The sequence below is a fragment of the Propioniciclava coleopterorum genome (genome assembly GCF_011393335.1).
Classification (GTDB): domain Bacteria; phylum Actinomycetota; class Actinomycetes; order Propionibacteriales; family Propionibacteriaceae; genus Propioniciclava; species Propioniciclava coleopterorum.
On record NZ_CP049865.1, the window covers coordinates 1,758,914 to 1,784,131 of the forward strand.

Annotated in this window: 23 protein-coding genes; 15 read left to right on the forward strand and 8 right to left on the reverse strand. The window is 73.5% G+C overall.

Going from position 1 to position 25,218, the window contains the following annotated elements; all coding sequences use genetic code 11:
- The first annotated feature begins 348 nt into the window (after positions 1-348).
- Positions 349-1,140, forward strand: coding sequence for a glucosamine-6-phosphate deaminase (gene nagB / locus G7070_RS08460; protein WP_166233371.1), 792 nt, complete (start codon positions 349-351; stop codon positions 1,138-1,140).
- 304 nt (positions 1,141-1,444) lie between these two features.
- On the opposite strand, the gene G7070_RS08465 is transcribed toward nagB, so the two are convergent.
- The 3 genes from G7070_RS08465 to G7070_RS08475 are packed head-to-tail and all read right to left on the reverse strand — an operon-like array spanning position 1,445 to position 4,983.
- Positions 1,445-2,125: a response regulator gene (locus G7070_RS08465; protein ID WP_166233372.1), complete on the reverse strand. Its 681-nt coding sequence runs from the start codon at positions 2,123-2,125 to the stop codon at positions 1,445-1,447.
- Positions 2,118-3,734: an ATP-binding protein gene (locus G7070_RS08470; protein ID WP_166233373.1), complete on the reverse strand. Its 1,617-nt coding sequence runs from the start codon at positions 3,732-3,734 to the stop codon at positions 2,118-2,120. Before G7070_RS08470 ends, G7070_RS08465 begins: the two co-directional genes overlap by 8 nt.
- Before the next feature lies 1 nt (position 3,735).
- The gene (locus tag G7070_RS08475; protein ID WP_166233374.1) at positions 3,736-4,983 is read right to left on the reverse strand and encodes an alpha-L-fucosidase; all 1,248 of its coding nucleotides are present in this window, start codon (positions 4,981-4,983) and stop codon (positions 3,736-3,738) included.
- Between the two features lie 141 nt (positions 4,984-5,124).
- Between G7070_RS08475 and G7070_RS08480 the strand changes: the two genes are divergently transcribed.
- From G7070_RS08480 to G7070_RS08500, 5 genes are all read left to right on the forward strand, one after another.
- The gene (locus G7070_RS08480) at positions 5,125-6,468 is read left to right on the forward strand and encodes a GntP family permease (RefSeq protein ID WP_166233375.1); all 1,344 of its coding nucleotides are present in this window, start codon (positions 5,125-5,127) and stop codon (positions 6,466-6,468) included.
- 210 nt (positions 6,469-6,678) lie between these two features.
- On the forward strand, positions 6,679-8,226 hold the full coding sequence (locus G7070_RS08485) for a peptide MFS transporter (RefSeq protein ID WP_166233376.1): 1,548 nt from the start codon (positions 6,679-6,681) through the stop codon (positions 8,224-8,226).
- A gap of 52 nt (positions 8,227-8,278) precedes the next feature.
- On the forward strand, positions 8,279-8,821 hold the full coding sequence (locus tag G7070_RS08490) for a hypothetical protein (protein WP_166233377.1): 543 nt from the start codon (positions 8,279-8,281) through the stop codon (positions 8,819-8,821).
- A gap of 108 nt (positions 8,822-8,929) precedes the next feature.
- Positions 8,930-9,277 carry a tetratricopeptide repeat protein gene (locus G7070_RS08495; protein WP_166233378.1) on the forward strand — a complete coding sequence of 116 codons (348 nt, stop codon included), beginning with the start codon at positions 8,930-8,932 and terminating at the stop codon, positions 9,275-9,277.
- A gap of 147 nt (positions 9,278-9,424) precedes the next feature.
- Positions 9,425-10,801 (forward strand): S1 family peptidase, encoded by a 1,377-nt coding sequence (locus G7070_RS08500; RefSeq protein WP_166233379.1) that lies wholly within the window; start codon positions 9,425-9,427, stop codon positions 10,799-10,801.
- 52 nt (positions 10,802-10,853) lie between these two features.
- Here the strand turns inward: G7070_RS08500 and G7070_RS08505 are convergent, their stop codons facing one another.
- The gene (locus G7070_RS08505) at positions 10,854-11,039 is read right to left on the reverse strand and encodes a hypothetical protein (RefSeq protein ID WP_166233380.1); all 186 of its coding nucleotides are present in this window, start codon (positions 11,037-11,039) and stop codon (positions 10,854-10,856) included.
- A gap of 69 nt (positions 11,040-11,108) precedes the next feature.
- Between G7070_RS08505 and G7070_RS18600 the strand changes: the two genes are divergently transcribed.
- From G7070_RS18600 to G7070_RS08535, 7 genes are all read left to right on the forward strand, one after another.
- Complete coding sequence (locus G7070_RS18600; RefSeq protein WP_246227568.1) at positions 11,109-12,518, forward strand: DEAD/DEAH box helicase; 1,410 nt, start codon at positions 11,109-11,111, stop codon at positions 12,516-12,518.
- The gene (locus tag G7070_RS18605; protein ID WP_246227571.1) at positions 12,515-13,282 is read left to right on the forward strand and encodes a DbpA RNA binding domain-containing protein; all 768 of its coding nucleotides are present in this window, start codon (positions 12,515-12,517) and stop codon (positions 13,280-13,282) included. Before G7070_RS18600 ends, G7070_RS18605 begins: the two co-directional genes overlap by 4 nt.
- Before the next feature lie 9 nt (positions 13,283-13,291).
- On the forward strand, positions 13,292-14,662 hold the full coding sequence (locus tag G7070_RS08515; protein ID WP_166233381.1) for an ABC transporter permease: 1,371 nt from the start codon (positions 13,292-13,294) through the stop codon (positions 14,660-14,662).
- A 107-nt stretch (positions 14,663-14,769) separates the two neighbouring features.
- Positions 14,770-15,999, forward strand: coding sequence for an ABC transporter permease (locus G7070_RS08520; RefSeq protein ID WP_166233382.1), 1,230 nt, complete (start codon positions 14,770-14,772; stop codon positions 15,997-15,999).
- 15 nt (positions 16,000-16,014) lie between these two features.
- Positions 16,015-16,851 (forward strand): ABC transporter ATP-binding protein, encoded by an 837-nt coding sequence (locus tag G7070_RS08525; RefSeq protein WP_166233383.1) that lies wholly within the window; start codon positions 16,015-16,017, stop codon positions 16,849-16,851.
- A 46-nt stretch (positions 16,852-16,897) separates the two neighbouring features.
- Positions 16,898-17,842: a ribose-phosphate diphosphokinase gene (locus G7070_RS08530; RefSeq protein ID WP_166233384.1), complete on the forward strand. Its 945-nt coding sequence runs from the start codon at positions 16,898-16,900 to the stop codon at positions 17,840-17,842.
- A 101-nt stretch (positions 17,843-17,943) separates the two neighbouring features.
- Positions 17,944-18,972 carry a lactonase family protein gene (locus G7070_RS08535; protein WP_166233385.1) on the forward strand — a complete coding sequence of 343 codons (1,029 nt, stop codon included), beginning with the start codon at positions 17,944-17,946 and terminating at the stop codon, positions 18,970-18,972.
- Between the two features lie 7 nt (positions 18,973-18,979).
- Here G7070_RS08535 and G7070_RS08540 read toward each other — a convergent pair whose 3' ends face one another.
- Positions 18,980-19,834, reverse strand: a complete 855-nt coding sequence (locus tag G7070_RS08540) for an NUDIX domain-containing protein (RefSeq protein WP_206080037.1) — start codon at positions 19,832-19,834, stop codon at positions 18,980-18,982.
- Between the two features lie 116 nt (positions 19,835-19,950).
- Here G7070_RS08540 and G7070_RS08545 point away from each other — a divergent pair, with 116 nt between their 5' ends.
- Complete coding sequence (locus G7070_RS08545) at positions 19,951-21,150, forward strand: amino acid aminotransferase (RefSeq protein ID WP_166233386.1); 1,200 nt, start codon at positions 19,951-19,953, stop codon at positions 21,148-21,150.
- 30 nt (positions 21,151-21,180) lie between these two features.
- On the opposite strand, the gene G7070_RS08550 is transcribed toward G7070_RS08545, so the two are convergent.
- Positions 21,181-22,152, reverse strand: coding sequence for a cytidylate kinase family protein (locus G7070_RS08550; protein ID WP_166233387.1), 972 nt, complete (start codon positions 22,150-22,152; stop codon positions 21,181-21,183).
- 3 nt (positions 22,153-22,155) lie between these two features.
- On the reverse strand, positions 22,156-22,662 hold the full coding sequence (locus tag G7070_RS08555; RefSeq protein ID WP_166233388.1) for a M15 family metallopeptidase: 507 nt from the start codon (positions 22,660-22,662) through the stop codon (positions 22,156-22,158).
- Between the two features lie 470 nt (positions 22,663-23,132).
- Here G7070_RS08555 and G7070_RS08560 point away from each other — a divergent pair, with 470 nt between their 5' ends.
- A complete protein-coding gene (locus tag G7070_RS08560) occupies positions 23,133-24,191 on the forward strand; it encodes a TIGR04053 family radical SAM/SPASM domain-containing protein (protein ID WP_246227802.1) in 1,059 nt (352 codons plus the stop codon).
- 16 nt (positions 24,192-24,207) lie between these two features.
- Here G7070_RS08560 and G7070_RS08565 read toward each other — a convergent pair whose 3' ends face one another.
- A complete protein-coding gene (locus G7070_RS08565; protein WP_166233389.1) occupies positions 24,208-25,116 on the reverse strand; it encodes a hypothetical protein in 909 nt (302 codons plus the stop codon).
- Between the last annotated feature and the right edge of the window lie 102 nt (positions 25,117-25,218).

The window sequence follows — 25,218 nt, forward strand, 5'->3', positions numbered from 1 at the left end:
CTCGGTGGACAGGCCGGACGCGAGCCGAGGCGGCGCCTGCCGCCCGCTCGCGTCCCTGTGACCGCGGTCGGGCGGCGAGCCACTGCTCGGCTCAGAGACGGCTCGGCCCCGGGACCCGACGCACCATCGGCGTCGCGAGTGACCGGACGTCCCCTGCATCGGAGAACCTGCCGCGCAGGGGCGGTGCCGACGGCCCCGATGCGGGATGATGGGGGCGAGGCCGCATGCCGGTCCCATCGCCCGGGGCGGCGGCCGCAGCCCGTTCCGCCGGGGCGGGGGAGCGGGCGCACGCCGTAGGTAACGCGCTGGCCGGTCGCGACGACCGGCCGAGACACCGGAAGGAACGACATGGAGATCGTGATCTGCAGCACTCCCGAGGAGGCCGGCGAGGTCGCCGCGGCCCGCGTCGCGCAGGTGGTGAAGGAGGCCGGTCCCCGCGCGGTGCTCGGCGTCGCCACCGGTTCGTCGCCGCTGGCCCTGTACGAGGGCCTGACCCGGCGCGTCGAGGAGGGCACCCTCGACCTCTCGGAGGCGTCCGCGTTCGCGCTCGACGAGTACGTCGGGCTCCCCGCGGGTGACCCGAACAGCTACGCGGCCACGATCGACAAGACCGTCACCGTGCCGCTGAAGATGAACCCGGCGAACGTCCACGTCCCCGACGGCGCCGCCGAGGACCTCAAGCAGGCGTGCGAGGACTACGAGGCCGCGATCAAGGCCGCCGGCGGCGTCGACGTGCAGATCCTGGGCATCGGCTCCAACGGCCATATCGGCTTCAACGAGCCGTCGTCGTCGCTGGCGTCCCGCACCCGGATCAAGACGCTGAACGAGCGCACCCGCGAGGACAACGCCCGCTACTTCGCGTCCATCGACGACGTGCCGCGCCACTGCCTCACCCAGGGCCTGGGCACCATCATGGATGCCCGCGCCGTCGTGCTGGTCGCGCAGGGCGAGGGCAAGGCGGACGCCGTCGCGGCGCTCGCCGAGGGCCCGGTCAGCACCATGTGCCCCGGCTCCATCCTGCAGATGCACCGCACGGTCACCGTCGTCGTGGACGAGGCGGCGGCGTCCAAGCTGAAGCTGCGCGAGTACTACGACGTCACCTACGAGCACAAGCCCGAATGGCAGGAGTTCGACGCCTGAGTCCGCTCCACGAACCCGGGTTCCGCCGCGCGCGGGGCCCGGGTTCGGCACTTCGGCGTGTGAAGCTCACCGCGGCCGGGACGTTCGGGCGCCAGCGCGACGTTTCTTGGTGCCGCGGTCGGGCGGCGCCACGCGGCGAGTGACCAGCGCCCGCGACCCGGGGCGGTGTGTCGTCGTGGTGTCCCGAGCGCGCGTGCCCGCAACGGCGACCAGGGGTGATGCCGCCGCGAACCAGCGCTGGGGGCACCAGAGCGACACCGCCGCGTAGAGCGCACCGCCCCGGCACGCCCCGAACCGACGAAGGTCAGGCCCGCCAGGTGAAGATGATCTCCGGACGCCCCGAGCCGCCCAGTCGCTGTGCGCGCGTGGCGCGGCCCTGCTCGGTGAGGTACTGCAGGTAGCGCCGGGCGGTCACCCGCGAGAGCCCGAGCGCCCGCCCGACCTCGGACGCCGACGCGCCGCCCGGCGAGCCGCGGAGCGCGGCGATCACGTCGTCCAGGACGCCGCGGTCCAGCCCCTTGGGGGCGTTCGCCGGGTCCGTGGGACGCCGCAACTGCCCGATCATGGCGTCCACCGCCGCTTGGCTCGCCGCCGGCACAGCGTCGAGGCCCGCGCGGTAGGCGCGGTACGCCTCGAGGCGGTCGCGCAGGTCGGCGAACGTGAACGGCTTGAGCAGGTAGCCCACCACCCCGAGCGTCAGCGCCGTGCGGACCGGCTCGACCTCCCGCGCCGCCGTGATGGTGAGGATGTCCACGGGACGCCCCGCGGCGCGGACGCCGCGCAGCACGTCGAGCCCGCTGCCGTCGGGCAGGTTGAGGTCGAGCAGCACGAGGTCCACCGGCCGGCGGGCCAGCGCGCAGGCCGCCTCGTGCACCGACGCCGCGGACCCCACCACCTCGAAGCCGGGAACCCGCGCGACGTACTCCGCGTGGGCGGCCGCGACCAGGGGCTCGTCCTCCACGATCAGCACGGCCAGCTCAGCCATCCCGGCCCCCGATCCCCGCCACGCCCCCGGGCTCAGTCGTGCCCAACCCGCCGGCCCCCGGGAGCCGCACCTCGAACGTCGCGCCCGGACCCCGACCCACCGTGACCGTGCCGCCCAGCGCCTCGACGACCTGCCGGGTCAGCGTCAGGCCGATGCCCCGGCCGGCCGGGCCGTCGGCGTCCTTGGTGGTGAAGCCGCGCTCGAACACGCGCGCCGGGTCCGGGACGCCGGGGCCGTTGTCGCTCACCGTCAGGAGCAGGCCGTCATCGACCTGGGCGTCGACCTCGACGACGGCGCCCTGCCGGCCGGCGACGGCGTCCAGCGCGTTGTCGATCAAGTTCCCCAGCACCGTCACCAGCGCCTGCTCGGGCGCGGTCCCGGCCGGCAGGTGGGCGTCCGGGTCGAGCGTCAGCCGGACGCCGCGCTCGGACGCCTGCGCCGACTTGCCCAGCAGCAGCGCCGCGACGGCGGGTGGCTCGATCGCCGCGAGGATCGCCGCGTCGGCGTCCCGCTCGCCGCGCAGCCGGCCCGTCGCGAAGGCGACCGCCTCCTCCGCACGCCCCAGCTCGATCAGCGTGACGACCGTGTGCAGCCGGTTCGCGGCCTCGTGGCTGCGGGCGTGCAGCGCGTCCGCGAGGCCCTGGGTGGCGCTGAGGCGTCCGGTGAGGGACTCCAGTTCGGTGCGGTCGCGCAGCGTGGTCAGGGTGGCGACGCGCCGGCCGTCCCGGACGACCGCGTCGCTGGAGACCAGCAGCAGCCGCGCGCCCGTGGCGTGGGCGACGTCGACCTGCTGCGCGTCCCCGACCAGCAGCGCCGCCAGGTCGGGTGCGAGCCCCAGGTCGGCGACCGGGCGGCCGACGGCGTCCGGGCCGAGCCCGAGCAGCCGGACCGCCTCGTCGTTGATGACCTGCACCCGCCCGGAGGTGTCGGCGATGACGAGGCCCTCGCGGACCGCGTGCAGCAGCGCGTCGTGGTGGTCGTGCAGCCGCCGCACCTCGGACGCGTTCAGCCCCAGCGTCTCGCGGCGCACCTGGCGGGCGACCACCCAGGCGCCGGTTCCGGCGACGAGGGCGGCGACCACGCCCGGCACGACCATCTGCGGCCACATCGCCCACAGCGCCTGCGACACCTTCGCCCGGACGATCCCCACCGACACCAGGCCGACGACGCGGCCGTCGTCCAGCACGGGCACGACCGCGCGGGTGGAGGGCCCCAGCGTCCCGGTGTACTGCTCCACCACGATCCCGCCGCGCCGGGCGGCGTCGGTGGTGCCGAGGAACGTCCCGCCCACCAGCGCCTGGTTCGGGTGGGTGTACCGGACGCCCTCGGGCGTCATCACGACGACGAAGTCGGTGCCGGTCGCGTCCCGCGTCCGCTCGGCGAAGTCGGTGAGCTCCGCGGTCGGCCCGCCGGCCGCGAGCGCGTCCCGAACCTCGTCGGACGCCGCGACGGTGCGCGCCACGTCGGTCACCTGGTCGGCGGCGGCGTCCTCGACCTGGACGCTGGCGCGCCAGAACCCCAGGGCGACCGACGCCCCCACCACGAGGACCGCGACCACGCCCAGCACCGCCAGGACGTGCGACGCGACGCTGCGCTGCGGGGAGGCCATGTCAGACCAGCGTGAGTTCCACGACGGGCACCGCGACGTCCGGACGCCGCACCGGCAGGTGCACCGTCAGCGTCCCGGCGGGCTCGCCCGCGGGCGTCATGTTCGAGGGGCGCCGGCCGGGGTCACTGACGGACGTCCGCAGCCAGGAACCGTCGTTGAGCAGGCGGGCGTAGCTGACGCGTCCCGCGAGGCCGGGCAGGTGGACGTACCCCAGCGGCCACGTGTGCAGGAACAGGTACAGCCTCGATCCGGACGCCGTGTAGACGCCCTCGCGGGGCGGCGTGAACGGGGCGTGCCCCGCGCCGACGATCGCGTCGCGGTGCAGGTCCATCCAGGTCCCGATCTCGGCGAGGGTGGCCGCGTCGCGCGCCGTGAGGGCGCCCCGGCCGTCCGGGCCGACGTTGAGCAGCATGTTGCCGTCCATGGACACGGAGTCGGCGAGCATCCGCACCAGCAGGTCGGCGGGCTTGTGGTCGACGTTGTCGCGGTCATAACCCCACGACCCGTTCATCGTCTGGCACGCCTCCCACAGCTGCGGCGCGCCGGACGCGTCGGTCAGCGGCGAGGTCGGCTGGTACTGCTCGGGGGTCACGAGGTCCCCGGGGATGCCGAGGCGGTCGTTGACGAGCATCCCGGGCTGCAGTTCGCGGCACAGGGCCAGCAGCCGCTCGGCGTCCCAGTCGGCGGCGCCCTTGCCGTCCTGCCCCGGGTAGGAGAAGTCGAAGAACAGGTAGTCCAGGGGGCCGTAGCCGGTGAGCAACTCGCGGACCTGACCGTGGAGGAAGGTGCGGTAGCGGTCCATGTCCCGGCCGGCGTTGAGAGCGTCGCGGTCGGGCGCGTCGCGCAGGGGGTGGTGCTCGTCGACCGTGAAGTCGGGGTGGTGCCAGTCGATCAGCGAGTGGTACAGCCCGACCCGCAGCCCCTCGGCGCGGCAGGCGTCCACGAACTCGCGCACCAGGTCGCGCCCGCAGACCGCCGGGGAACTGAAGTCGCTCAGCGCGGTGTCCCACAGCGCGAACCCCTCGTGGTGCTTGCTGGTCAGCACGGCGTACCCCATGCCCGCCTCGCGCGCGGCGCGGGCGAGGGCGGGGGCGTCGAACCGGTCGGGGTCGAAATGCTCGAGGTAGGGCCGGTAGTCCTCCTCGCTGAGGCGCTCGCGGTTCTGCACCCACTCGTGGCGCGCCGCCGCCGAGTACAGGCCGAAGTGGACGAACAGCCCGAACCGGGCGTCGGTGAACCAGTGCGACATGCGACTCCTTCGTCGGCGGACCGCGGCATGACCCGCCGCGGGTGAACACTATGAACACAAGGATGCCTCCGACCGGGGCCGCGCGGGACGCTGACGACGGGTCACGCCGTGGTGGCCCGCTCCCCGGACGGAGTTGTACCCATGATTGCCCTGCACACCGGGATCGCGATCGTCGCGATCATCCTGCTCATCATCAAGGTGAAGGTCGACCCGATCATCGCCCTGATCCTCGGCTGTCTCTACCTGGGGCTGGCCTCGGGGATCGGCTTCGCCGAGACCGTGGACGCCATCACCGCCGGCTTCGGCGACATCATGACCAAGATCGGCCTGCTCATCGGGTTCGGCGTCCTGATGGGGGCCCTGCTGCACTCGATGGGGGCCTTCAAGGTGATGGTCGAGGCGCTCGTGCGCGTCGTCCCGCCCAACCGGCTGCCCTACGCGCTCACCCTCGCGCTGAGCACGATCGCCCCCTCGATCTACGTCGACGTCCAGGTCGTGCTGGCGGCCCCCGTCGCCCGGTCGTCCTCGAAGTTCCTCGGCAAGAACGGGCTGGCCTGGCTCGCCGGCGCGCTCGGCACGGGCATCTTCTGCGGCTACGTGTTCGTCGTCCCCGGCCTGTCCGCCATCTCGATCGCCGGCCTGCTCCAGGTGCCGCTGGGCACCTACCTGCTGTTCGGCATCGTGATCGGCCCGGTGACCGCCGTCATCACGACCTGGCTGTTCCGCCGGATGCTCAACCGCGGCTGGTGGAACGCGGCCAAGGACGAGGAGGAGTCCAACGCCGAGGACATCGAGCAGGCCGAGGAGAGCGTCGCCCCCGAGAAGCGGCCGTCGCTGGCGCTGTGCCTGGCACCCATCGTCGTCCCCCTGATCATGATCGCGACCGGCGCCTTCTGCCAGCTCGCCGGGATCGAGAACGCCTTCATCAACTTCCTCGGCGACGCCAACGTGGCGCTGTTCATCGGCCTGCTGGGCGCCTACGTGATGGCCCGCCGGTACGTCGGCCTCGAGCGCTCCACGCAGGCCTTCACCGAGGGGCTGCAGACCACCGGCGAGATCCTGCTGGTCACCGGCGTGGGCGGTTCGCTGGGCGCGGTCATCAAGGCCACCGGCCTGGCCAAGCTGCTCGGCGGCCTGTTCTCGGTGGACGCCGGCGCGCCGGTGATCCTGTCGCTGCTGCTGGCCTGGTTCATCGCGGCGCTGCTGCACCTGGCGATCGGGTCGGTCTCGGTCGCGGCCATCACCGCGGCCGGCATCATCGCGCCGATCGCCGGCCAGTTGCCCATCGCGCCCGTGGCGCTCGGCCTGGCGATCGCGTCGGGGTCGCTGTTCGCGCTGCAGGTCAACAGCAACTTCTTCTGGATGTTCAAGTCGCTGCTGGGGCTGTCCACGCAGGGTTCGCTGAAGACGATGACGACCGTGACGAGCATCGCGTCGTTGGTGTCGCTGCCCCTGGTGATGGTCGCCTCGCTCGTCGCCCGGTGACCGTTCCCACCCCCACCAGGCTCGGCGTCCCCGCTCGCCCGGGGCGCCGGCCCTGCACTTTCGGCGGGATTGACAGCGTTCTGCTCGCGCGGACGCCCCGAACGGGTCTACTCTGAGAGAACTACTACACGCCATAGTGTTCCGCACGTGGGGCTGAATCCGCCCCGCGCGTCAGGGTGAGACCGTGGTGGCGTCAAGGAGACAATCCACATGTCAGCGTCCGCACCGGAGGCGTCCGCGCCCATATCGTCACGCAGCGACCGCAAGTTCTTCGGCCACCCGGCCGGACTCGGGTGGCTGTTCCAGGTCGAGATGTGGGAGCGCTTCTCCTACTACGGCATGCGCGCGATCCTGCTGTACTTCCTGGTCGACACGTTCGCCAACGGCGGCCTCGGGCTGCCCGAGACGACGGGCCAGGCGGTCGTCGCGACGTACGGCGCGGCCGTCTACCTGCTGGCGATCCCGGGCGGCTTCATCGCCGACCGCGTCATCGGCCCCTGGAAGGCGACGCTGTACGGCGGCATCGTCATCATGGCGGGCCACATCTGCCTCTCGATCCCGAGCGTGGCGACCGCGTGGATCGGCATCTGCCTCGTCGCGATCGGCACCGGCTTCATCAAGCCGAACCTCTCCACGATGGTCGGCGAGCTCTACGACGAGGAGGATCCGCGTCGCGACGCCGGCTTCCAGATCTTCTACATGTCGATCAACGTCGGCAGCTTCTTCTCCCCGCTCGTCGTCGCGTTCCTGCGCGGCAACTGGGGCTACCACGCCGGCTTCGCCGCCGCCGCGGTCGGCATGGCGTTCGCCCTGACCGCCTTCCTCATCGGGCGCAAGGCGCTGCACGGCATCGGCAACCAGGTGCCCGACCCCCTGACCGCCGAGGGACGCCGCCGGCTCGGCATCATCTCGCTCGGCATCCTCGCGGGCGCGGCGCTGCTGTTCGTGCTCTTCAACGCCCTGGAGGGCGACATCCCGGCCGCCATCATCGACACCGTCGCGGCGATCTCGATCATCGCGTCGGTCGGCTACTTCGTGGCGATGCTGCGCAGCCCGCGCGTCACTGCGCCCGAGCGCAGCCACGTCAAGGCGTACATCCCGCTGTGGATCGGCGCCATGTTGTTCTTCATGATCTTCGAGCAGGCCGCCGGCAAGATGGCGACGTTCGCGATGAAGAACACCGACCTGCACCTCGGCGCGCTGACGATCGACCCCTCGTGGTACCAGTCGATCAACCCGTTCGGCATCGTGATCCTCGCGCCGATCGTCGGCGCCTTCTTCACCGCGCGGGCGGGCAAGTTCCCGAACACGGCCGCGAAGTTCGCGTTCGCCGTGTTCCTGATCGGCATCTCGGCCGTCGCGATGGGCGCCGCGTTCCAGGCGTTCCCCGGCGGGGACATGCTGGCGCCGTTCTACGTGCTGGCGCTGGTCTTCCTGCTGCAGACCGTCGGCGAACTGTTCCTCTCCCCGGTGGGCCTGTCGGCCACCACGCTGCTGGCGCCCAAGGCGTTCGCGTCCCAGGCGATGGCGCTGTGGTTCCTCACCTCGGCCGCCGGCCAGGGGATCGCGGCGCTGGTCATCAAGGCGATGGCCGGGCTGTCCGACGCCACCTACTACTACGTGCTGGGCGCCGTCACCCTGGTCTGCGCGGTCGGCCTGTTCGCGCTGGTGCCCTGGACGCAGCGCAAGATGAAGGACATCGAGGACATGAAGCTCCGGGCCGCCGAGGCCGAGCGCGCCGAGCGGGCCGCCCGCTAGCCTCGCGGGTGAGGGGCCCGACCTCCCGGGCCCGCACCGGAGGGAGCCGGCGATGACGTGGCTGTTCGGCGTCGGCCCCGCCGTCCTGATCGTCCTGGGCGGCGTGGCCACGTACCTCTGGTTCAGTCGGCTGGATCCCGACGTCGTCGTCCCCGACGTGTCGCCGCGCGAGCCGGCGGACAAGGGGAAACGGGTCTGGAACGCGCACGTGTGGCCGCCGGGCCGGCGCTTGCCCCACCTGGAGGGCGTCGGCACCCTCACGCTGGCCGACGGCGTGTTGAGCTTCGCGCCCCAGGGCTTCGGCCACGCCTGGAGCGTGCCGGTCGCCGACCTCCGCGTCGGGCTGGCGTCCCGCAACGGCGTCCCGGACATCTGGCTGACGGCCGAGAGGGGCGCCTTCGCCCGAGGGGCGACCGTGCTCCACGGCGAGGTGGCGCGCGGCCGGCTGCTGTTCACCGAGCGGGTCGACTTCAAGGGTCTGGTCGAGCGGCGGGACGCTGCGGAGTTCGTCGGGTGGCTGCGCGCGGCGGGGGCGCTGTTCGATCCCGCCGCCCGGCCGCCGCGCCGGGGCCGACGGACGCCTCCCGCCGGGTGACGGGGCCCGGCGTCCGGGCCCGCTCGAGGGCGGGAATAATTGAAGCTTCATGTTGTGGAGGGGGTGACCCGTTGCCGCTCCCGGCGCGGGAGGGAAGGAGAACCCCCGATGACCGACACGATGCTGACCTGGACGCAGGGCGTGTACGCCTTCGACCGCAAGGACTACGGCGCGGCGGTCGAGCACTTCTCGCAGGTGCTGGCCGCCGAGCCGGGCAACCTGAACTGCCGGGAGTACCTGGCCCGGGCGCAGTACCACCGCGCCTCGCTGGGCCCCGCCGAGCAGGAGGCCCGCCGCATCCTCGAGGTCGACCCCACGAACGAGTACGTGCAGATGCTCCTGGCCCGCGCGCTGGAGCGTCAGGGGCGCCACGAGGAGGCCGCCGGCGTGCGACGCGTGCTGGCCGCCCTCAGCGGAGATGCCCGCCACGCCGCGGGCCACCGGGCCTTCGCCTGAGCGTCCCCGACGCCCGCCGTCCCTCCCGAGGGCGGCGGGCGTCGTCGCGTCCGGATGCGCCCGCCGGCGATGGTCGACCCTGGCCGAACGGCGTTGTGCGCGGCTAGGTTGATCCGTGGCTCGATCCGCTGACGAGAGGAAATGCCCATGCGGCCCCACCTTCTGCAGTTCACGGCCACGGCCGTGACGGTGGCCCTCGTGGCCTCGCTGCACCTGGGAGCACCACGAGAGGCCCCGGCTGCGGAAGCGCCGCCGGGGACCACGCAGCGCGTCGCCGGACAGGCGCGCGATCTCGCCGATCTCGGTGCGCTGGAGACGGCCCACCCCACCGATCCGGACGCGGCGCTGGCCGCCCTGGTGGACGCGGCCCTGACGTCCGCCCCCCTGGAGGCCGGGACACCCGCCCTGCTCGACGACACCCCGATCCTGGACAACCTGGACGCCGCCGAGCTGATGGGCCTGCTCCAACTCGCCCGCGACGACGGGCGCAGCGCGCCCGACGTGATCCGGCAGTACGGCGCCCAGGACGCGACCGCGGCGGCCGCCGATGCACTCGCCACCGACTATCCCGAGACCTTCGTCGGGGCGGAGCTCAACCGGGCCGATGGATCGAACTGGTTCGGCTTCGTGGGCGACGTCCCGGAAGCGGCGTTGACCCGGATCGCGGCGCTTCCGGCCCCCAGCGACGTGACCTCCGGGCTCGCGCACTCGCGGGCCCGCCTCGAGGCGCTGGCGCTCGATCTCACCAGCGGCCTGAGCATCGCGTCCTCCTCGTGGCCGGAGTTCGACGCGCAACGACTCGTGTACCGCGTTCACGGCGGTGACCCCGCACTGCGGCGGGCGGCGCTCGAACGCGCGCGAGGGATCGCGGGCCGCGCAGGGGTGGCGCTGGACGCCTCGATCGAGCCCGGCGGCGTCACAGCCGAGGACGGCTACGCCCGCGGGGGCATGACCGTGAAGGGGCACAACTCGGGCAAGCCGCAGGGAACCTGCACCGGCGGGTTCATCATGAAGACCTCGACGGGCGGACGGCGGATGTCCTCGGCCGGGCACTGCGGCCAAGCGATGCAGGCCGGAGCGCTGCTGCGGCTGCGCGCCATCGACGGCGGCAACTCGGCGCCTGTCCGCGAGACGATCAGCTGGGACAATCGGGACGGAGACCTGGCGCTCTTCACGTTGGGCACCTTCAAGCCGATGGCGGTGTTCTACGCCAAGTCATCACTCAAGGTCAGCGTGCGGGGCTGGAACCGCTGGTCCGCCAAGGGGACCTCGCTGTGCAAGTTCGGTGTGACCACGGGCTTCACCTGTGACGTGGTCGACCGGACCGGCTTCACCCACATGGGCACCGGGGAACTGGTGAAGATGCGGCAGGGGAAGTCGGATCACGGCGACTCGGGTGGCCCTTGGTTCTCCGGCCACACCGCCTACGGGATCCACTCCGGCCGGACGCTGATCTCGAGGGATTCCTTCTACACGCGGCTGAACGGCTTCGTACGGCATGACACCTACGTCGTCCTCTACTGACGGTCGGACTCACCGCGAGGTACGGCACCTCGGCGCGTGTCGGCGCGGCTGCTCAGGAGGGTCCCAGGGGCGTGCCGACGCCCGGAAGGTGGGCGGCGCGGTACTCGCGCGCCCGGGCCGCACAGTTGGGGTTGACCGCGCTCAGCCCCAGCGCGTCCACGCGCTGCATCCGCTCGCCCATCCGGCGCCAGGCGGCCGCCAGCCGCCCGCGCCAGGAGGGGTGCGCCCCGGCGTCCATGGGAACAGCGTAACCCCGCTCCGGAGCGGGGCCTGTGCCCCGGCGGCTCGCACGCACTAGGGTTCACGGGTGAGCGAAGAGCAGGGCACGGGGATCGATCCCACGCAGGAGCAGGACACGCCGGACGTCGACGAGGTGACGGCCGCGCAGGATCCGGCCGATCCGACCTCGGAGGAGGCCGCCGCGACGGCGGAGGAGGCCCCGGCGGCGGACGGCCCGGGGAAGAGCCCGACCGAGGCACAGGAGCAGCCCGACGCGTCCGACGCGACGCCCGAGGAGACCGAGGCGTCCCGTCAGCCCGCCGAGCCCGAGCAGGATCCGGCTCCCGCGCACGGGGACGAGTCCGACGAGTCGGCCCAGCAGCAGCACGCGATCGAGACGCCGCAGCCGGCCCCCGAGCCCGAGCTCGACGGCTTCGCCGCGCTGGGCCTGGAGCCCAAGATCCTCAAGTCGCTGAAGGACCTCGGCTACGAGCGTCCCTCGCCGATCCAGGCCGAGACCATCCCGGCGCTGCTGGAGGGCCGCGACGTCGTGGGCCTCGCCCAGACCGGCACCGGCAAGACGGCGGCGTTCGCGCTGCCGATCCTCCAGCGGCTCGAGCGCAAGCACAAGGTGCCCCAGGCGCTGGTGCTCGCGCCCACCCGCGAGCTCGCGCTGCAGGTGTCGGAGGCGTTCGAGACCTACGCCACGCACATGAAGGTGCGGCTGCTGCCGGTCTACGGCGGGCAGGGGTACGGCGTGCAGCTGGCCGCCCTGTCGCGCGGCGTGGACGTCGTCGTCGGGACGCCGGGCCGGGTCATCGACCACCTCGAGCGCGGCACCCTCGACCTGTCGGAGCTGCGGTTCCTCGTCCTGGACGAGGCCGACGAGATGCTCAACATGGGCTTCGCCGAGGACGTCGAGCGCATCCTGGCCGACACCCCCGCCGACAAGCAGGTCGCGCTGTTCTCCGCGACGATGCCGCGGCAGATCCGGTCGCTGGCCAGCACCTACCTGGTCGACCCGCTCGAGATCATGGTCAAGGGCAAGACGGCGACCGCCACCAACGTGACCCACCGCTACGCCGTGGTGTCCTACCCGCGCAAGCTGGACGCGATGACCCGGATCCTCGAGGTCGAGGACTTCGACGGCATGATCGTCTTCGTCCGCACCAAGAACGAGACCGAGACGCTGGCCGAGAAGCTGCGCGCCCGCGGCTGGTCCGCGGCGGCGATCAACGGCGACCTGCCCCAGGCGGCCCGCGAGCGCACCATCAACCAGCTCAAGTCCGGCAAGCTCGACATCCTGGTCGCCACCGATGTCGCCGCGCGCGGCCTGGACGTCGACCGCATCAGCCACGTGGTGAACTTCGACATCCCCACCGACACCGAGAGCTACGTCCACCGCATCGGGCGCACCGGCCGCGCCGGCCGCAGCGGCGCCGCCATCTCGTTCGTCACCCCCGCGAGCGGCACCTGCTGCGCTCGATCGAGCGGGTGACCGGGCAGTCGCTGGCGCAGATGGACCTGCCGACCGTCGACGACATCAACGCCACGCGCCTGTCGCGCTTCGACACGGCGATCACCGAGGCGCTGGCCGACACCGAGCGGATCGACTTCTTCCGCGACGTGGTGAGCCACTACGTGCGGGAGTTCGACGTTCCCGAGGTGGACGTCGCCGCCGCGCTGGCCGCCGTCGGTCAGGGCGAGGAGCCGCTGCTGCTGGACGAGTCGTCCGAGTTCAAGCCCGAACAGTTCAAGGGCTCGCGCCGCGACCGCGACGACGACGTCCGCCCGGGCGGGTCCGAGCGGCCGCGCCGGGCCGCGGGCGGCGACAGCCACCTGGCGACCTACCGGATCGCCGTGGGCCGCCGCCAGAAGGTGACGCCCCGCCAGATCGTCGGGGCGCTCGCCAACGAGGGCGGCCTCGGGCGCGAGGACTTCGGACGCATCGACATCCGCGGCGACCACTCGCTGGTGGACCTGCCCGCGCAGTTGTCGGAGGAGGTGCAGCGCAAGCTCGCCCGCACCCGGATCTCGGGCCAGCTCATCGAGCTGCGGCCCGACAGCGGCGGCGGCTCCCGCGGCGAGAAGCCGCGCGGCAAGGACGGCTTCGGCGGCAGGGACCGCCGGGGCAAGGGCGGCGGCTTCAAGGGCAACGACCGCGGCCACCAGGGTGGCAGGGGCCGCGGCGGCTGGGACGACGACCGCGGCGGACGCGGCGGCAACGGCCGCTCCTGGGGGCGCGACGACAAGCGCCGCTGACCCAGGCCGATGAGCCGCCCCCCGCGTCACGTCGCCCGCGCGTCGCCCACCCGGGGCGCGGCGCTGGCCCACGCCGCGCGGGAGCTGCGGCAGCACCCGGCGCGGTACGCGGCCATGCTGCTGGCGGTCGTGGTGTCGGTCACGTTCCTGGCGGCGAGCCAGGTCGTGCTGGCCACCGAGTCCCACGCACTGGCGGCCCGCAGCGTCCTGTACGCGTCCCGGGCGGACGTGATTGTGGACACCTACGTCTGGAACTGGGGCGGGGCCGTCGCGCAGCGCGACGGCGCCCTGAGCGTGGCCGAGACCGCGCTGAAGGCGGACCCCGCGGTGGTCGTGGTCGAGCCCTTCAGCCAGGTGCGCGGCGAACTCGTCAACGGCGAGAGGGTCGCGGGGGTCATGCTCACCTCGGCGTTGAGCAGCCCCGCTCTGCGCTGGGCCGAGCCGGTCGAGGGACGCCTGCCGGACGGCCCCGGCGAGACGCTCCTGGCCCAGGAGACCGCCGCGCAGCTCGGGCTGCGGGTGGGCGATCCCGTCCAGCTCAACATCGTCGGGGCGGCGCCGCTGACGGTCGTCGGGCTGACCCGCGAGCGCGGCTACGGGACGCCGCCCGCCTACGTGCCCGCCTCCACGATCGCCGAGGCCGGGAAGGCGCTGCCGCCGGCCGACCCCCGCGTCATCATCAACCCCCGGGACGCCGCGGAGAAGACCCCCGGCTCTTCCGGCGGCACCGTCGGCGTCCGGCTGCTGGTCCGTACCGCCGACCCGTCCCAGGCGCCGGCCGTGGCCGCTGACGTCGCCGACGCGCTCTACGCGGCCGGGCACCTGCGCGTCGTCGCGGAGGCGAAGCTCGCCTCGACGGTCCGCGCCCAGGCCGCCGAGGCGGAGGGACGCTCGGAGTCGGCGACGCCGCTGCTCGTGACGGCCGCGGCGGGGGTCGCGCTGCTCGTGGGCGCCCTCATCATCGGCAACACGCTCACCATCCTGCTGACCCAGCGGCGGCGGTCCATCGGGCTGCTGCGGGCGGTGGGGGCCACCCGCCGCCAGGTGCTGGAGCGGGTGCTGGCCGAGGCCGTGCTGCTCGGGGCGGTCGGCTCGCTGGTCGCCGTGCCGCTCGCGGTCGCTGCGGCGGCCGTCATCGCGGGGTGGGCGACCCACTCGCTCGACTTCGGGCTCGTGGTGCCGTGGGGCGCGGTGGCCGGCGCGGTCGGGCTGGGCTTCCTCATCACCGTGGTGGCCGCTGTCGGCCCGGTGCTGCGGGTCACCCGGGTCTCGCCGCTCGAGGCGCTGCAGCCCGCCGTCCCGGTCAGCCGGGCGGCGGCGCACGCCCGGCGGCGCGCGCTGGCCTGCGCCCTCGTGGGCGCGCTGGGGCCGGGGCGCTGACGTGGGCGCTGCTCGCCGGCGGCGCGCCCGCCGACCGGCGCCTGTGGGTCGGGCTCGCGGGCGGCCTCCTCGCCGCCGGCGCGGGCCTCGTCGCGACGCCGCTGTACGTGCCCGCCCTGATGCGGCTGGTCGCCGCCCCGCTCACCCGCCGCAGCCCGCTCGCGCGCGTCGCCGTCGCGGACGCCACCCGGAACCCCGGGCGCGTCGGGGCGGCGGCGTCCGCGCTCCTCGTCGCGGTCGGGCTGATCGTCGTCGTCCAGGTCACCGTGGCGGGCGTGCGGGCCGCCGCGTTCGCCGAGATCGATCGGCGCTACCCGATCGACATCGCGCTGCAGTCCGCCGTCCGGGGCCCCGACCTGATGAACCCCAACGGCAGCGGGCCGGAAACGTACCGCGACGCGAGCGGACGCCTCATCGGCTTCCAGCCCGACGCCCTCGACATCGTCCGCGCCACTCCCGGGGTCGCGAGCGCGGTGATGGTCCCGATGAGCGACACGGCCCTCGCGATCACCGGCACGAACACGGTCGGCGAGTATCCCGTCGCGCCCCTCACCCCCGAGGCGGCGGCGGCCCTCCGGAGCCCCCTCACCCTGGAGCGGGGCGAGGTGGGGTTCCCCACCGACGCCATGGCGGACCTGCGCGGCGACGTCGGGACGCGGGTCCAGATCATCCTCATGGTCGGGGAGTACCAGAACCTCACGATGGTGCGCGCCGACGTCGGGCCGGACGTCCTCGTCGTCCGGCCCGAGACGTTCGCCGCGATGCAGACCCCCACCCGCGACGGCCTCATCCTCGTCACGCTCACCGACCCCGACGACGGCGACTCGGTCGGGGACACGCTGCGGGCGCGCCTCACCCAGGCGAACCCCGGGATGGCGCTGGGCGGCAGCGCCGAGCAGAAGGCGGCCCTGCGCGCCGTCCTCAACGACCTGACGGCCGTCATCACCGGGCTGCTCGGCGTCGCCGCGCTGGTCGCGATGATCGGCGTCGGCAACACCCTGAGCCTGTCGGTGATCGAGCGCACGCGGGAGCATGCGCTGCTCCGCGCGCTGGGGGTCACCCGGGGCGGGCTGAAGCGGATGCTGCTGGTCGAGTCGGTGCTGCTCGCCGTCATCGCCGTCGTGATCGGGGTGGCCGCGGGCGTCGGGCTGGGGTGGGCGGCGGCGCGGCTGATCGCGGACAGCCTCGCCCTGCCCGCACCGCCGCTCACCCTGGACGCCGCCCCGCTCGCGATCACCGCCGCGGTGGTGCTGGTGGCCGGGGCGCTGGCGTCCGTGCTGCCCGGACGCCGCGCCGCGAGCACCGCGCCCGTGGAGGCGCTCGCCGATGTCGGCTAGATCAAGGAGGCAGCCATGACCGAGCCCGTTCCCAGCCGCGCGCTGCCGGACGACGGGGCGGTGCGTCCGGTGGTCGCGCCGCGGCATGCGCGGAGGAGCGCCGCGCCGCGGCACGCCGAACGGGACGCCTCCCCGCGCCGCGCCATCGCGCCGGGCACGCCTCCGCCCGCCGTCGAGGCGCGCGCTCTGCGGAAGGTCTACGGGGAGGGCGACACGGCGGTCGAGGCGCTGCGCGGCGTCGACGTCTCCTTCGCCCGGGGCACCTTCACCGCCGTCATGGGGGCGTCCGGGTCGGGGAAGTCGACGCTGATGCACTGCCTCGCGGGGCTCGATCGGGCCAGCGCGGGCTCGGTGAGCATCGGCGGCGTGGAGCTGGGCACCCTCGGCGACGACGACCTGACCCGGCTGCGGCGCGACAAGGTGGGGTTCGTCTTCCAAGCGTTCAACCTGCTCCCGACGCTCACGGCCGCGCAGAACATCACCCTGCCGCTGGAGTTGGCCGGCCGCCGCGTCGACCCGGACGCCCTCGCGGCCGTCGTCGACCAGCTGGGCCTGGCCGACCGCGTCGACCACCGGCCCTCGGAACTCTCGGGCGGGCAGCAGCAGCGCGTCGCCATCGCCCGGGCGCTGATCGCCCGGCCCGACGTGGTCTTCGCCGACGAGCCCACCGGGGCGCTGGATTCGGTCACCGGGCATGCCCTGCTCGCCGAGCTTCGCCGCGCCGTGGACGAGGACGGCCAGACGATCATCATGGTCACCCACGACCCGGCGGCGGCCGCGTACGCGCACCGGCGCCTCACGCTGGCCGACGGCCTGCTGGTGGGGGACGACGCCGGGGCGGCGTCCGTGTAGTGTGCGGAGCACCCATCGCCCGAGCACGGAGGCACCGGCCCAGCCCATGAACGAGATCGCGGTTTTCGCCGGCAGCGCCGGCGTGGAGTTCGCCCACCAGATGTGTGCCGAGCTCGGGGTCGAGCTCAAGCCGTCCCGGATCCAGCGGTTCGCCAACGACTGCCTCGAGGCGCAGCTGCTCACCAACTGCCGCCAGCGCGACGTGTTCATCGTGCAGCCGCTGGTCGCCCCGGTGCAGGAGAACCTGATGGAGCTGCTGATGATGATCGACGCGGCGCGCGGCGCCTCCGCCGGACGCATCACCGCCGTCATCCCGCACTACTCCTACGCGCGCTCCGACAAGAAGGACGCCCCCCGGATCTCGATCGGCGGCCGGCTCGTGGCGGACCTGCTGAAGGCGTCCGGCGCCGACCGCGTCCTCACGATGACGCTGCACTCGCCCCAGGTGCAGGCGTTCTTCCGGATCCCGGTCGACCAGCTCCACGCCCTCAACGAGATGGCCGAGCACTTCCGCCGCGAGGACCTGTCCAACACCATCGTGGTGTCGCCGGACCTGGGCAACGCCAAGGTCGCCACCACCTTCTCCCGGATGCTCGGCACGCCGGTCGCGGCCGGCGCCAAGCAGCGCTTCGAGAACGACCAGGTGCGGATCACGAGCATCATCGGCGACGTCCACGGCCGCGACGTCATCGTGCTGGACGACGAGATCGCCAACGGCTCGACCATCCTGGAGGTGCTGCGGCTGCTCCGCGAGGAGGGCGCCGGGAGCGTCAAGGTGGCGTGCACGCACGGCATCTTCTCCAACGGGGCGGTGCAGCGGATCGCGGCCGACCCGAGCGTCACCGAGATCGTGTGCACCAACACGGTGCCCATCGCTGAGTCCAAGCACGACCCGAAGCTGACGATCCTCACCGTCGCGCCCGCGTTCGCCAAGGCGATCCACCACATCCACACCGGCGAGTCGGTCAGCGCGCTGTTCAACGCGCCGTAGGACGGTCGCGGTCGGGGCCCCCGGCCCGTGCCTCGCATGACCCGTCCGCCTGACGACGCGGGGCTGCCGCGCCCGCGCGCCCGGCTCCTACGATGGGGGCCATGACGCGCGAACCCCTGACCCTGGTCGGCAACGCCAAGGGCGGCACCATCAGCGTGCTGCGGCTGCACGAGGGCGAACTCGTCCCCCTGCTCACCAACTCGGTGGGGGCGGGGTGCAGCACCTTCGCGGTGGACGCCGCGCGCGGGCTGGTCTACAGCGCCACCACCGCGCCGACGCCCGCAATCATCACGCTCACCCTCGATGCGGCCACCGGCGAACTCGCCGAGATCGCCCGCACCGACATCCCGGACGCCCTGGCGTACCTGACCCTGTCCCGCGAGGGGACGCTGCTGCTCGGCGCCTCCTACCACGGCGGCTGGGGCGCGGTCTGGCCCATCACCGAGGGCACCGTGGGGGAGGCGACGGCGCGGGTCGAGTACGCCAACCTGCACTGCGTCATCACCGACCCCGCCGGCCTGCACGCCTACTTCGTCTCGCTCGGGGCCGGGCTGATCGCCCAGTACGAGCTGGACGCCGACGGCCGGCTCGCGCCGCTGTCCCCCTCGACCGTCGCGGCGCCCGAGGGTTCGGGGCCGCGCCACCTGATCCTGGGCGGTGCGGGCACCGACGCCTACCTCGTCACCGAGTACTCCGGCGAGGTCATCCGCTACGCCCGCGACCGCTCCTCCGGCGTCCTGACGGCGCAGGAGGTGCTGGAGGTGTTCGATCCGACGATCGGGCTGAAGCACAGCCGCTTCGGTGCCGACCCGCGCGCCGAGCACCTGATCTGGGGCGCCGACCTGCACCTGGCCCGCGACGAGCGGTACCTGCTGGCGTCCGAGCGCTCGGGCAGCACCGTCGCCACCGTCGAACTCGACGAGGGCGGCGTCCTGGGGCGGGTCGTGGCCCTGTGGTCGACCGAGCAGCAGCCCCGCGGCTTCGGCGTGGCCCCCGACGGCGTCGCGGTCGTGGTGGCCGGCGAGGCGTCCGGGGCCGTGGCGCTGGGGACGGTCGACCCCGACGGGTCGGTGACGCCGCGGCAGCGGGTCGAGACCGGCGCCGGCCCGAACTGGGTCCGGTTCGCCTGAGCCGGGCTCAGTCGAGGTCGGTCTCGAGGTTGCCCGCCCGGTGCAGCGCGGCCTCGGCGTGCGCGGCGCCGTTGGCGCGGCCCTCGGCGGCACCGCCCTGGGGGTGCAGCGCGTGCGGGTGCAGGCCGTTCGCGCGGGCCGGCGCTTCCTGACCGGGGGCGTCCTGGCCGGTGCCGCGGACGGCGGCTCCCTGGGGCGCGACGGTTCCGGCTTCGTGCGCGGCGCCGTTGAGCGCGGGGGCCCCGTGCCACTCCCACAGTGAGCCCGGCCGGCCGCGCCCCGCGACGACCTTGCGGCTGCTGACCCGCAGCCCGGCGATCCCGCCGAGGCGGCGGTTCAGGTTGCCCCGGTCCGGGGCGGCGCCGGCGAGCGACTCGGTCAGGGCCACCGCCTTGCTCACCGGGAACTCCGGCCCGGTGATCGCGCGGGTGAAGGCCTCGTTGCGCCACAGCCGGTCCACCAGCAGCGGGCGACCCACCTCCACCATCTGGTTGTGGTCGAACGCGAGCGTCGGGACGTCGTCGAAGGAGTGCCATTCGACCGGCCCGGTCGCCTCGCCCTCCTCTGCGACGGCCCAGAGCACGACCGACAGCGTGGCGCCGCGCGGGTCGCGGTGCGGCTCGTCGAACACGGTCAACTGGCCCTGGCCCCGCACGCCGAGGCCCACCTTGGTCCGAACGGCCCGCTCCGCGGCGTCCGCGAGGCGCTCGCCCTCCCACAGCGTCACCCCCGGCAGGGCCAGGTGGCCCGCGAAGGGGGCCGCGGAGCGGCGGACCAGGGCCAACTCCACGCGCCGCAGCGGCGCGTTGTAGCGGAGCGTGATGGCGTCGACCGAGACGTTCGAGGTCGGTGGGCGATTCATGTAAGCGTCCTTGCTCGGAACCGGATTCCCAACCCACACTAGCCCGGAGTGGTCGCCGGGGAGCGGAAAGGCGAACGCCCGTTAGGCTGAGGGCCAACGGAAAGAAGGATCCTCCCATGTCGCTGTTTTCCCGGGTAGAGCAGGCCCCGCCGGACGCCATTCTGGGCCTCACCGAGCAGTTCAAGGCCGACACCAACCCGCGCAAGGTGAACCTGGGCGTCGGGGTCTACCAGGACGCCACCGGGAAGCTGCCGCTGCTGCGCTGCGTGGCCGCCGCCGAGCAGCGCCTCGCCGCCACCCCGACCGCGAAGGGCTACCTCGCCATCGACGGCATCCCCACGTACGGCCGCGAGGTCAAGGAACTGGTCTTCGGCGCGGACTCGCCGCTGCTCGAGCAGGGCCGCGTCGTGACGGCGCAGGCGCTCGGCGGCACGGGGGCGCTGAAGCTGGGCGCGGACCTGATGCGTCAGGTCACCCCGGACGCGACGGTGCTGATCTCGACGCCGAGCTGGGAGAACCACCTGGCGCTGTTCACGCGCGCCGGCTTCACCGTGGAGAAGTACCGCTACTACGACGCCGCACGCAAGGGCGTCGACGTCGACGGCATGATCGAGGACCTGCGCGCCGCGGCGCCCGGCACGATCGTGGTGCTGCACGCCTGCTGCCACAACCCGACCGGCTACGATCTGGCCCCCGCCGACTGGCAGCGCGTGATCGACGCGGTCGTCGAGGGCGGGCTGACCGCGTTCCTGGACATGGCCTACCAGGGCTTCAGCCAGGGCATCGAGGAGGACGGCGCCGTCGTGCGCGCGTTCGCCGAGCGGGTCCCGTCGTTCCTGGTGTCCACCTCGTTCAGCAAGAGCTTCTCGCTGTACGGCGAGCGCGTGGGTGCCCTGTCGGTGGTGTGCTCCGACGCCGCCGAGGCGGCCCGCGTCCTGTCGCAGCTCAAGATCGTCATCCGCACCAACTACTCCAACCCGCCCACGCACGGCGCGGCGCTGGTCGAGACGGTCCTGGAGGACCCCGAACTGCGCGCCCAGTGGGTGGCCGAGCTCGGCGAGATGCGCGACCGGATCAAGGCGATGCGCACCAAGCTCGTCGACGGCCTGGCGGCCGCCGGCGTCGAGGGGATGGGCTACATCACCGACCAGGTCGGCATGTTCAGCTTCTCGGGCCTGACCAAGGAGCAGATGCAGCGGCTGCGCGCCGAGTACGCCGTCTACGGCACCGACACCGGCCGGATCTGCGTTGCGGCCCTCAACGACGACAACGTCGCCTACGTCAGCGAGTCGATCGCGGCGGTGCTGCAGGGCTGACGCCTCCGGTGATCGGGGCGCCCGCCCCGATCACGGAGTGTGCCCGGCGTCAGGGCGGGGTTCCTCCAGCGGGGCCGCCGAGGGCGGCTGCGGCCGGGGGAAGTCCTCGACCGCGTACTTGAACGCCAGCACGATGACGTCGGCGGCGTGGTCGGCCGTGAACGACGCGGTGTTGACGATGAGGTCGAACGGCTGGGTCTGGGTCGGATCCCAGCGGTACAGGCGGCGGGCCAGGTCGGCGCGGACGCGATCCTCCCGCTCCTGCCGCTTGCGCGCCTGGTCCAGGGGGATGCCCGCCTGCGCCGCCGCGTAGGCGACCCGTGCGTCCGCGGGCCCGGTCAGCTTCACGTGCAGCGCCTTGGGTTCGCGGGCGAAGATCTTGGTGGCGTTGCGGCCGAGGATCACCGCGCCGCGCCCGGCCAACTCCAGCAGCGACTCGGTGTTCTCCGTGACGATCTCGTGGTCGGTGCGGGAGGCCAGATCCCACGTCAGGTCGGCGTCGGTGGGCATGGGGGTGAGGGAGCGCAGGAAGCGCTCGAAGAAGTTGGCCTCCGCGGCGTCGCGCTCGGCGGCCGCCTCGAAGGTCTCCGAGCTCACCGCCTGCCCGATGTAGGGGACGCCCAGCTGGGCGGCGACCCGCTGCCCGATCGCCTCGGCGCCGGCGCCGTACTGCTCGAAGATCGTCACCAAGGGGACGCCGAGGGTCTGCTTGGGCAGCCCCGCGCCGCCGCACGCGGCCGGGTGCAGCCGGAAGCGGGCCGCCTCGCCGTCGCCCTCGCGGGTCACCACCCCCATCGCCTCGAAGGTGGCCAGCGCGTGCGCGACCCCCTCGGCGGTCAGCCCCGGATCGTTGCCGATCACCGCCGCGGTCAGTTCGGCCCGCGGGGCGGCGTCCGGGTGTTCGGCCAGGAAGACCAGGACGGCCCGCCGCGGGGCGGTCATCCGTTCGCCGCGGCCGCGCAGGCGCTGGCTCGTGTCGCTGATCAGTCGGTCGAGGTCCATGGCTCAGGCTAACCCGAGATATTCCTCGAGGGTCAAGGATGAGTCCGGACCGAACGCCGCCGCCACCTCGACGCCGACCCAGCGCAGGTGCCAGGACTCCCACGCGTACCCCGTGATGTCGGTCTTGCCGTCGGGGTAGCGGACGATGAAACCGTGCTCGAAGGCGTGCTTGGCCAGCCAGGCGGCGTGCGGCGTGCGGGCGAACGCCGAGCCGCGGTTCCGCCCGTCCCAGGCGTCCAGCGACAGGCCCGTCTGGTGCTCCGAGGCCCCCGGTTCGGCGTAGTACCGCCGCGCCGTGGCCTCGGGATAGGTGCGCATCGCCTTGTCGAAGCTGGCCTTCTGGGTCGCGAAGCTGCGGTAGCCCGACCGGATGCTCATGGTCAGCCCGTCCGCCTTCGCGGCCGCGGCGAGCCGGCCGAACCCCGCCGTGGCGTCGGGATGCAGCCCGTTGCTGCGGCCGGCCCAGTCCGGGACGTAGCCCGCCGAGACGCGGTGGGTCTTGCTCACCACGACGAGGCCCTGGACGGTGTACGGCGTGGCCAGCGCCGGCCCCGTCCGGTCGTCCGGCGGAGGCGTGGGCCGCGTCGGCGTGGGGGTCGGGGTGGGGGTGCTCGGCGCGGGGAGGCCGGCTCGAGCGCCGGCCCGGCCGTCCCGGGCGGGGGAGCGGGCGCGGGGGTGGTGCAGCCGGCGAGCAGCAGCGCGCCGCCCGCGGCCAGGAACGATCGCCTTTTCACCCGTGCAGTCTAGGAGCGCCCCTGTACTACTGGGTGTCGTAGTAATGTCGTGGACATGACCGACACCGCCGGCGAGGCCGCGCGCACCCCCCGTCCCGCACCCGGCCACCCCTCCCACCCAGCAGGACGCGGCGGGCACCCGGGAGGTCATCCCGGCGGGCACCCGCACGCGGCGCCGTCGCGCCGGCACCTCGACTTCGACTCGGCCCCTTCATCGCGATCTGGGAGACGACCCAGGCCTGCGACCTGGCGTGCAAGCACTGCCGCGCCATGGCCCAACCGCTGCGCGACAGCGGCGAGCTGACCACCGACGAGGCCAAGGCGCTCATGACGCGGCTGCGCGAGTTCGGGCCGATCGTGTTCGTGTTCTCCGGGGGCGACTGCTTCAAGCGTCCGGACATCGTCGAACTGGTGGAGTTCGGCGCGAAGCTGGGGCTGCGGATGGGCATCACGCCCGCCACCACGTCGCTGGCCACCAAGGACCTGCTGATCCAGCTCCGCGACGTCGGCCTGACCCGGGTCGCGATCTCCCTGGACGGCTCGAACGCCGCGATCCACGACGAGTTCCGGCGCGTGCAGGGCTCGTTCGACCACGGGCTGCGGATCCTGCGGGAGGCCCAGGAGGTCGGGCTGTCCACGCAGGTCAACACGGTGATCCGCAAGGCGAACATCGACGACATGGACGCCATGACCGAGCTGATGACCACGCTCGGGGTGGTGTTCTGGGAGGTCTTCTTCCTGGTCCCGATGGGGCGCGCGAAGGCCGAGGACGTGGCGTCCGCCGACGAGTTCGAGGCGGTGTTCCACCAGCTCTACGACCTGTCGAAGACCGCGCCCTTCGACATCAAGGCCACCGCGGCCCCGCAGTACTCGCGCGTCGTGATGCAGCGCAAGCGCGCCGAGGTGCGCGCGGGCGCCGACGAGGACGTCACCGAGGTGATGACCCGCGGCATGCACTACTCGCAGTCCGACGGCATCGGACGCGCCCGCAACGTCAACGACGGCGACGGGTTCGTGTTCATCTCCCACACCGGCGACGTGTACCCCTCCGGGTTCCTGCCCGTGACGGCCGGCAACATCCGCGACGACGACATCATCGACATCTACCGCAGCTCGCCGGTGTTCCGGGCGCTGCGCGACCGCACCCAGCTCAAGGGCAAGTGCGGCGTGTGCGCCTACCGGGACGCGTGCGGCGGCTCGCGGGCGCGCGCCTACGCGATGACCGGCGACTACCTGGCCGAAGAGCCGTTCTGCGCCCACCAGCCCACGCGGGCGCCCCTCGTCGCCAGCCCGGCGCCGCGCTGATCCCCGCCGCGTCGGGTCAGCCGGCGTCGCGCGACCCGGTCGGTGGCAGGTCCGCCCCGCTCCCCGGCGCGGCGGCGTCCACCTCGGCCCGGCCGCGCTGGAGCGCCCAGCGGCGGTGGGCGCGCTCGATGCCGCGCTCGGCGGGCGGGGGCAGCGGCGTCCGGGGGACCGGGCGGCTCAGGATGTGCTCGAGGATGCCGGTGAGCCGCTCCGCGGGGATCACGCCGTCGGGCCCGGGACGCCGTCCCTCGAAGTAGCCGCCCCGCCCCTCGTGGACGACGGGCCCGCCGTCCACGATCGTGACGCGGCCCTCGTCGACCGCGCGGTGCCACGGCGAGCTCGCGGTGATCGGCCAGCGGCCGGGGAACGCGAGCGGGCCCAGCAGGCGCGAGCGGTCGCGGCTGCCGCGGATGTCCCAGAAGTGCTGCAGGTGGTCGAAGCCGGGGTCGGCGCTGAACACGCCGCCGATCGAGACCACGCTGACGGGCGCGCCCAGCAGCGACAGCATCGAGGACGCCCCCAGCGCCATCTGGCCGCCGCCGCTGAAGCCGACCAGGGTGACGGGAACCCGGCTTCCGGGGGTGTAGCCGTGCGCCAGGAGGGCGTCCCAGATCGCCAGCGCCAGCCCGGCGTTGAAGGTGGGGCCGTACCGCGGGTCGGCCGAGACGAGAACCTGGAGCACGTTGCGCAGGTTGATGAGGTAGGGGGCCAGGCTCTCGCGGCGGACGCGGCGCAGCCGGGCCAGCGACGACCACAGCCACGAGGTGGCGCGCTGCAGCAGGTTGCGGTCGTCCGCGGCGTAGGGGAAGACGTCCGCGATCACCTCGACGCGCGGCAGGTCGTCGGCGACGCGGCGCCACACGGCCTGCTCCCGCTGCGAGATGCCCTTCCCCTCCACCACGCCGATCCCGGACAGGTAGACCACGTAGCGCTCCGGGCCGTCCGCGGGGCGGCGGCCGCCGGGGCCGGCTTCGCGCTGAGCGCCATGGTGCGGCGCGCCTCGACCGCGCCCTGGGAGGACCACCAC

Excerpts from the sequence above, each read along its gene's own strand:
- nagB (WP_166233371.1), top strand. The coding sequence starts at position 349 with ATGGAGATCGTGATCTGCAGCACTCCCGAGGAGGCCGGCGAGGTCGCC.
- G7070_RS08530 (WP_166233384.1), top strand. The coding sequence starts at position 16,898 with ATGAACGAGATCGCGGTTTTCGCCGGCAGCGCCGGCGTGGAGTTCGCC.
- G7070_RS08480 (WP_166233375.1), top strand. The coding sequence starts at position 5,125 with ATGATTGCCCTGCACACCGGGATCGCGATCGTCGCGATCATCCTGCTC.
- G7070_RS08505 (WP_166233380.1), bottom strand. The coding sequence starts at position 11,039 with ATGGACGCCGGGGCGCACCCCTCCTGGCGCGGGCGGCTGGCGGCCGCC.
- G7070_RS08465 (WP_166233372.1), bottom strand. The coding sequence starts at position 2,125 with ATGGCTGAGCTGGCCGTGCTGATCGTGGAGGACGAGCCCCTGGTCGCG.
- G7070_RS08515 (WP_166233381.1), top strand. The coding sequence starts at position 13,292 with ATGAGCCGCCCCCCGCGTCACGTCGCCCGCGCGTCGCCCACCCGGGGC.
- G7070_RS08470 (WP_166233373.1), bottom strand. The coding sequence starts at position 3,734 with ATGGCCTCCCCGCAGCGCAGCGTCGCGTCGCACGTCCTGGCGGTGCTG.
- G7070_RS08540 (WP_206080037.1), bottom strand. The coding sequence starts at position 19,834 with ATGAATCGCCCACCGACCTCGAACGTCTCGGTCGACGCCATCACGCTC.
- G7070_RS08475 (WP_166233374.1), bottom strand. The coding sequence starts at position 4,983 with ATGTCGCACTGGTTCACCGACGCCCGGTTCGGGCTGTTCGTCCACTTC.
- G7070_RS08545 (WP_166233386.1), top strand. The coding sequence starts at position 19,951 with ATGTCGCTGTTTTCCCGGGTAGAGCAGGCCCCGCCGGACGCCATTCTG.
- G7070_RS08525 (WP_166233383.1), top strand. The coding sequence starts at position 16,015 with ATGACCGAGCCCGTTCCCAGCCGCGCGCTGCCGGACGACGGGGCGGTG.
- G7070_RS08500 (WP_166233379.1), top strand. The coding sequence starts at position 9,425 with ATGCGGCCCCACCTTCTGCAGTTCACGGCCACGGCCGTGACGGTGGCC.
- G7070_RS08490 (WP_166233377.1), top strand. The coding sequence starts at position 8,279 with ATGACGTGGCTGTTCGGCGTCGGCCCCGCCGTCCTGATCGTCCTGGGC.
- G7070_RS08485 (WP_166233376.1), top strand. The coding sequence starts at position 6,679 with ATGTCAGCGTCCGCACCGGAGGCGTCCGCGCCCATATCGTCACGCAGC.
- G7070_RS08550 (WP_166233387.1), bottom strand. The coding sequence starts at position 22,152 with ATGGACCTCGACCGACTGATCAGCGACACGAGCCAGCGCCTGCGCGGC.
- G7070_RS08535 (WP_166233385.1), top strand. The coding sequence starts at position 17,944 with ATGACGCGCGAACCCCTGACCCTGGTCGGCAACGCCAAGGGCGGCACC.
- G7070_RS08495 (WP_166233378.1), top strand. The coding sequence starts at position 8,930 with ATGACCGACACGATGCTGACCTGGACGCAGGGCGTGTACGCCTTCGAC.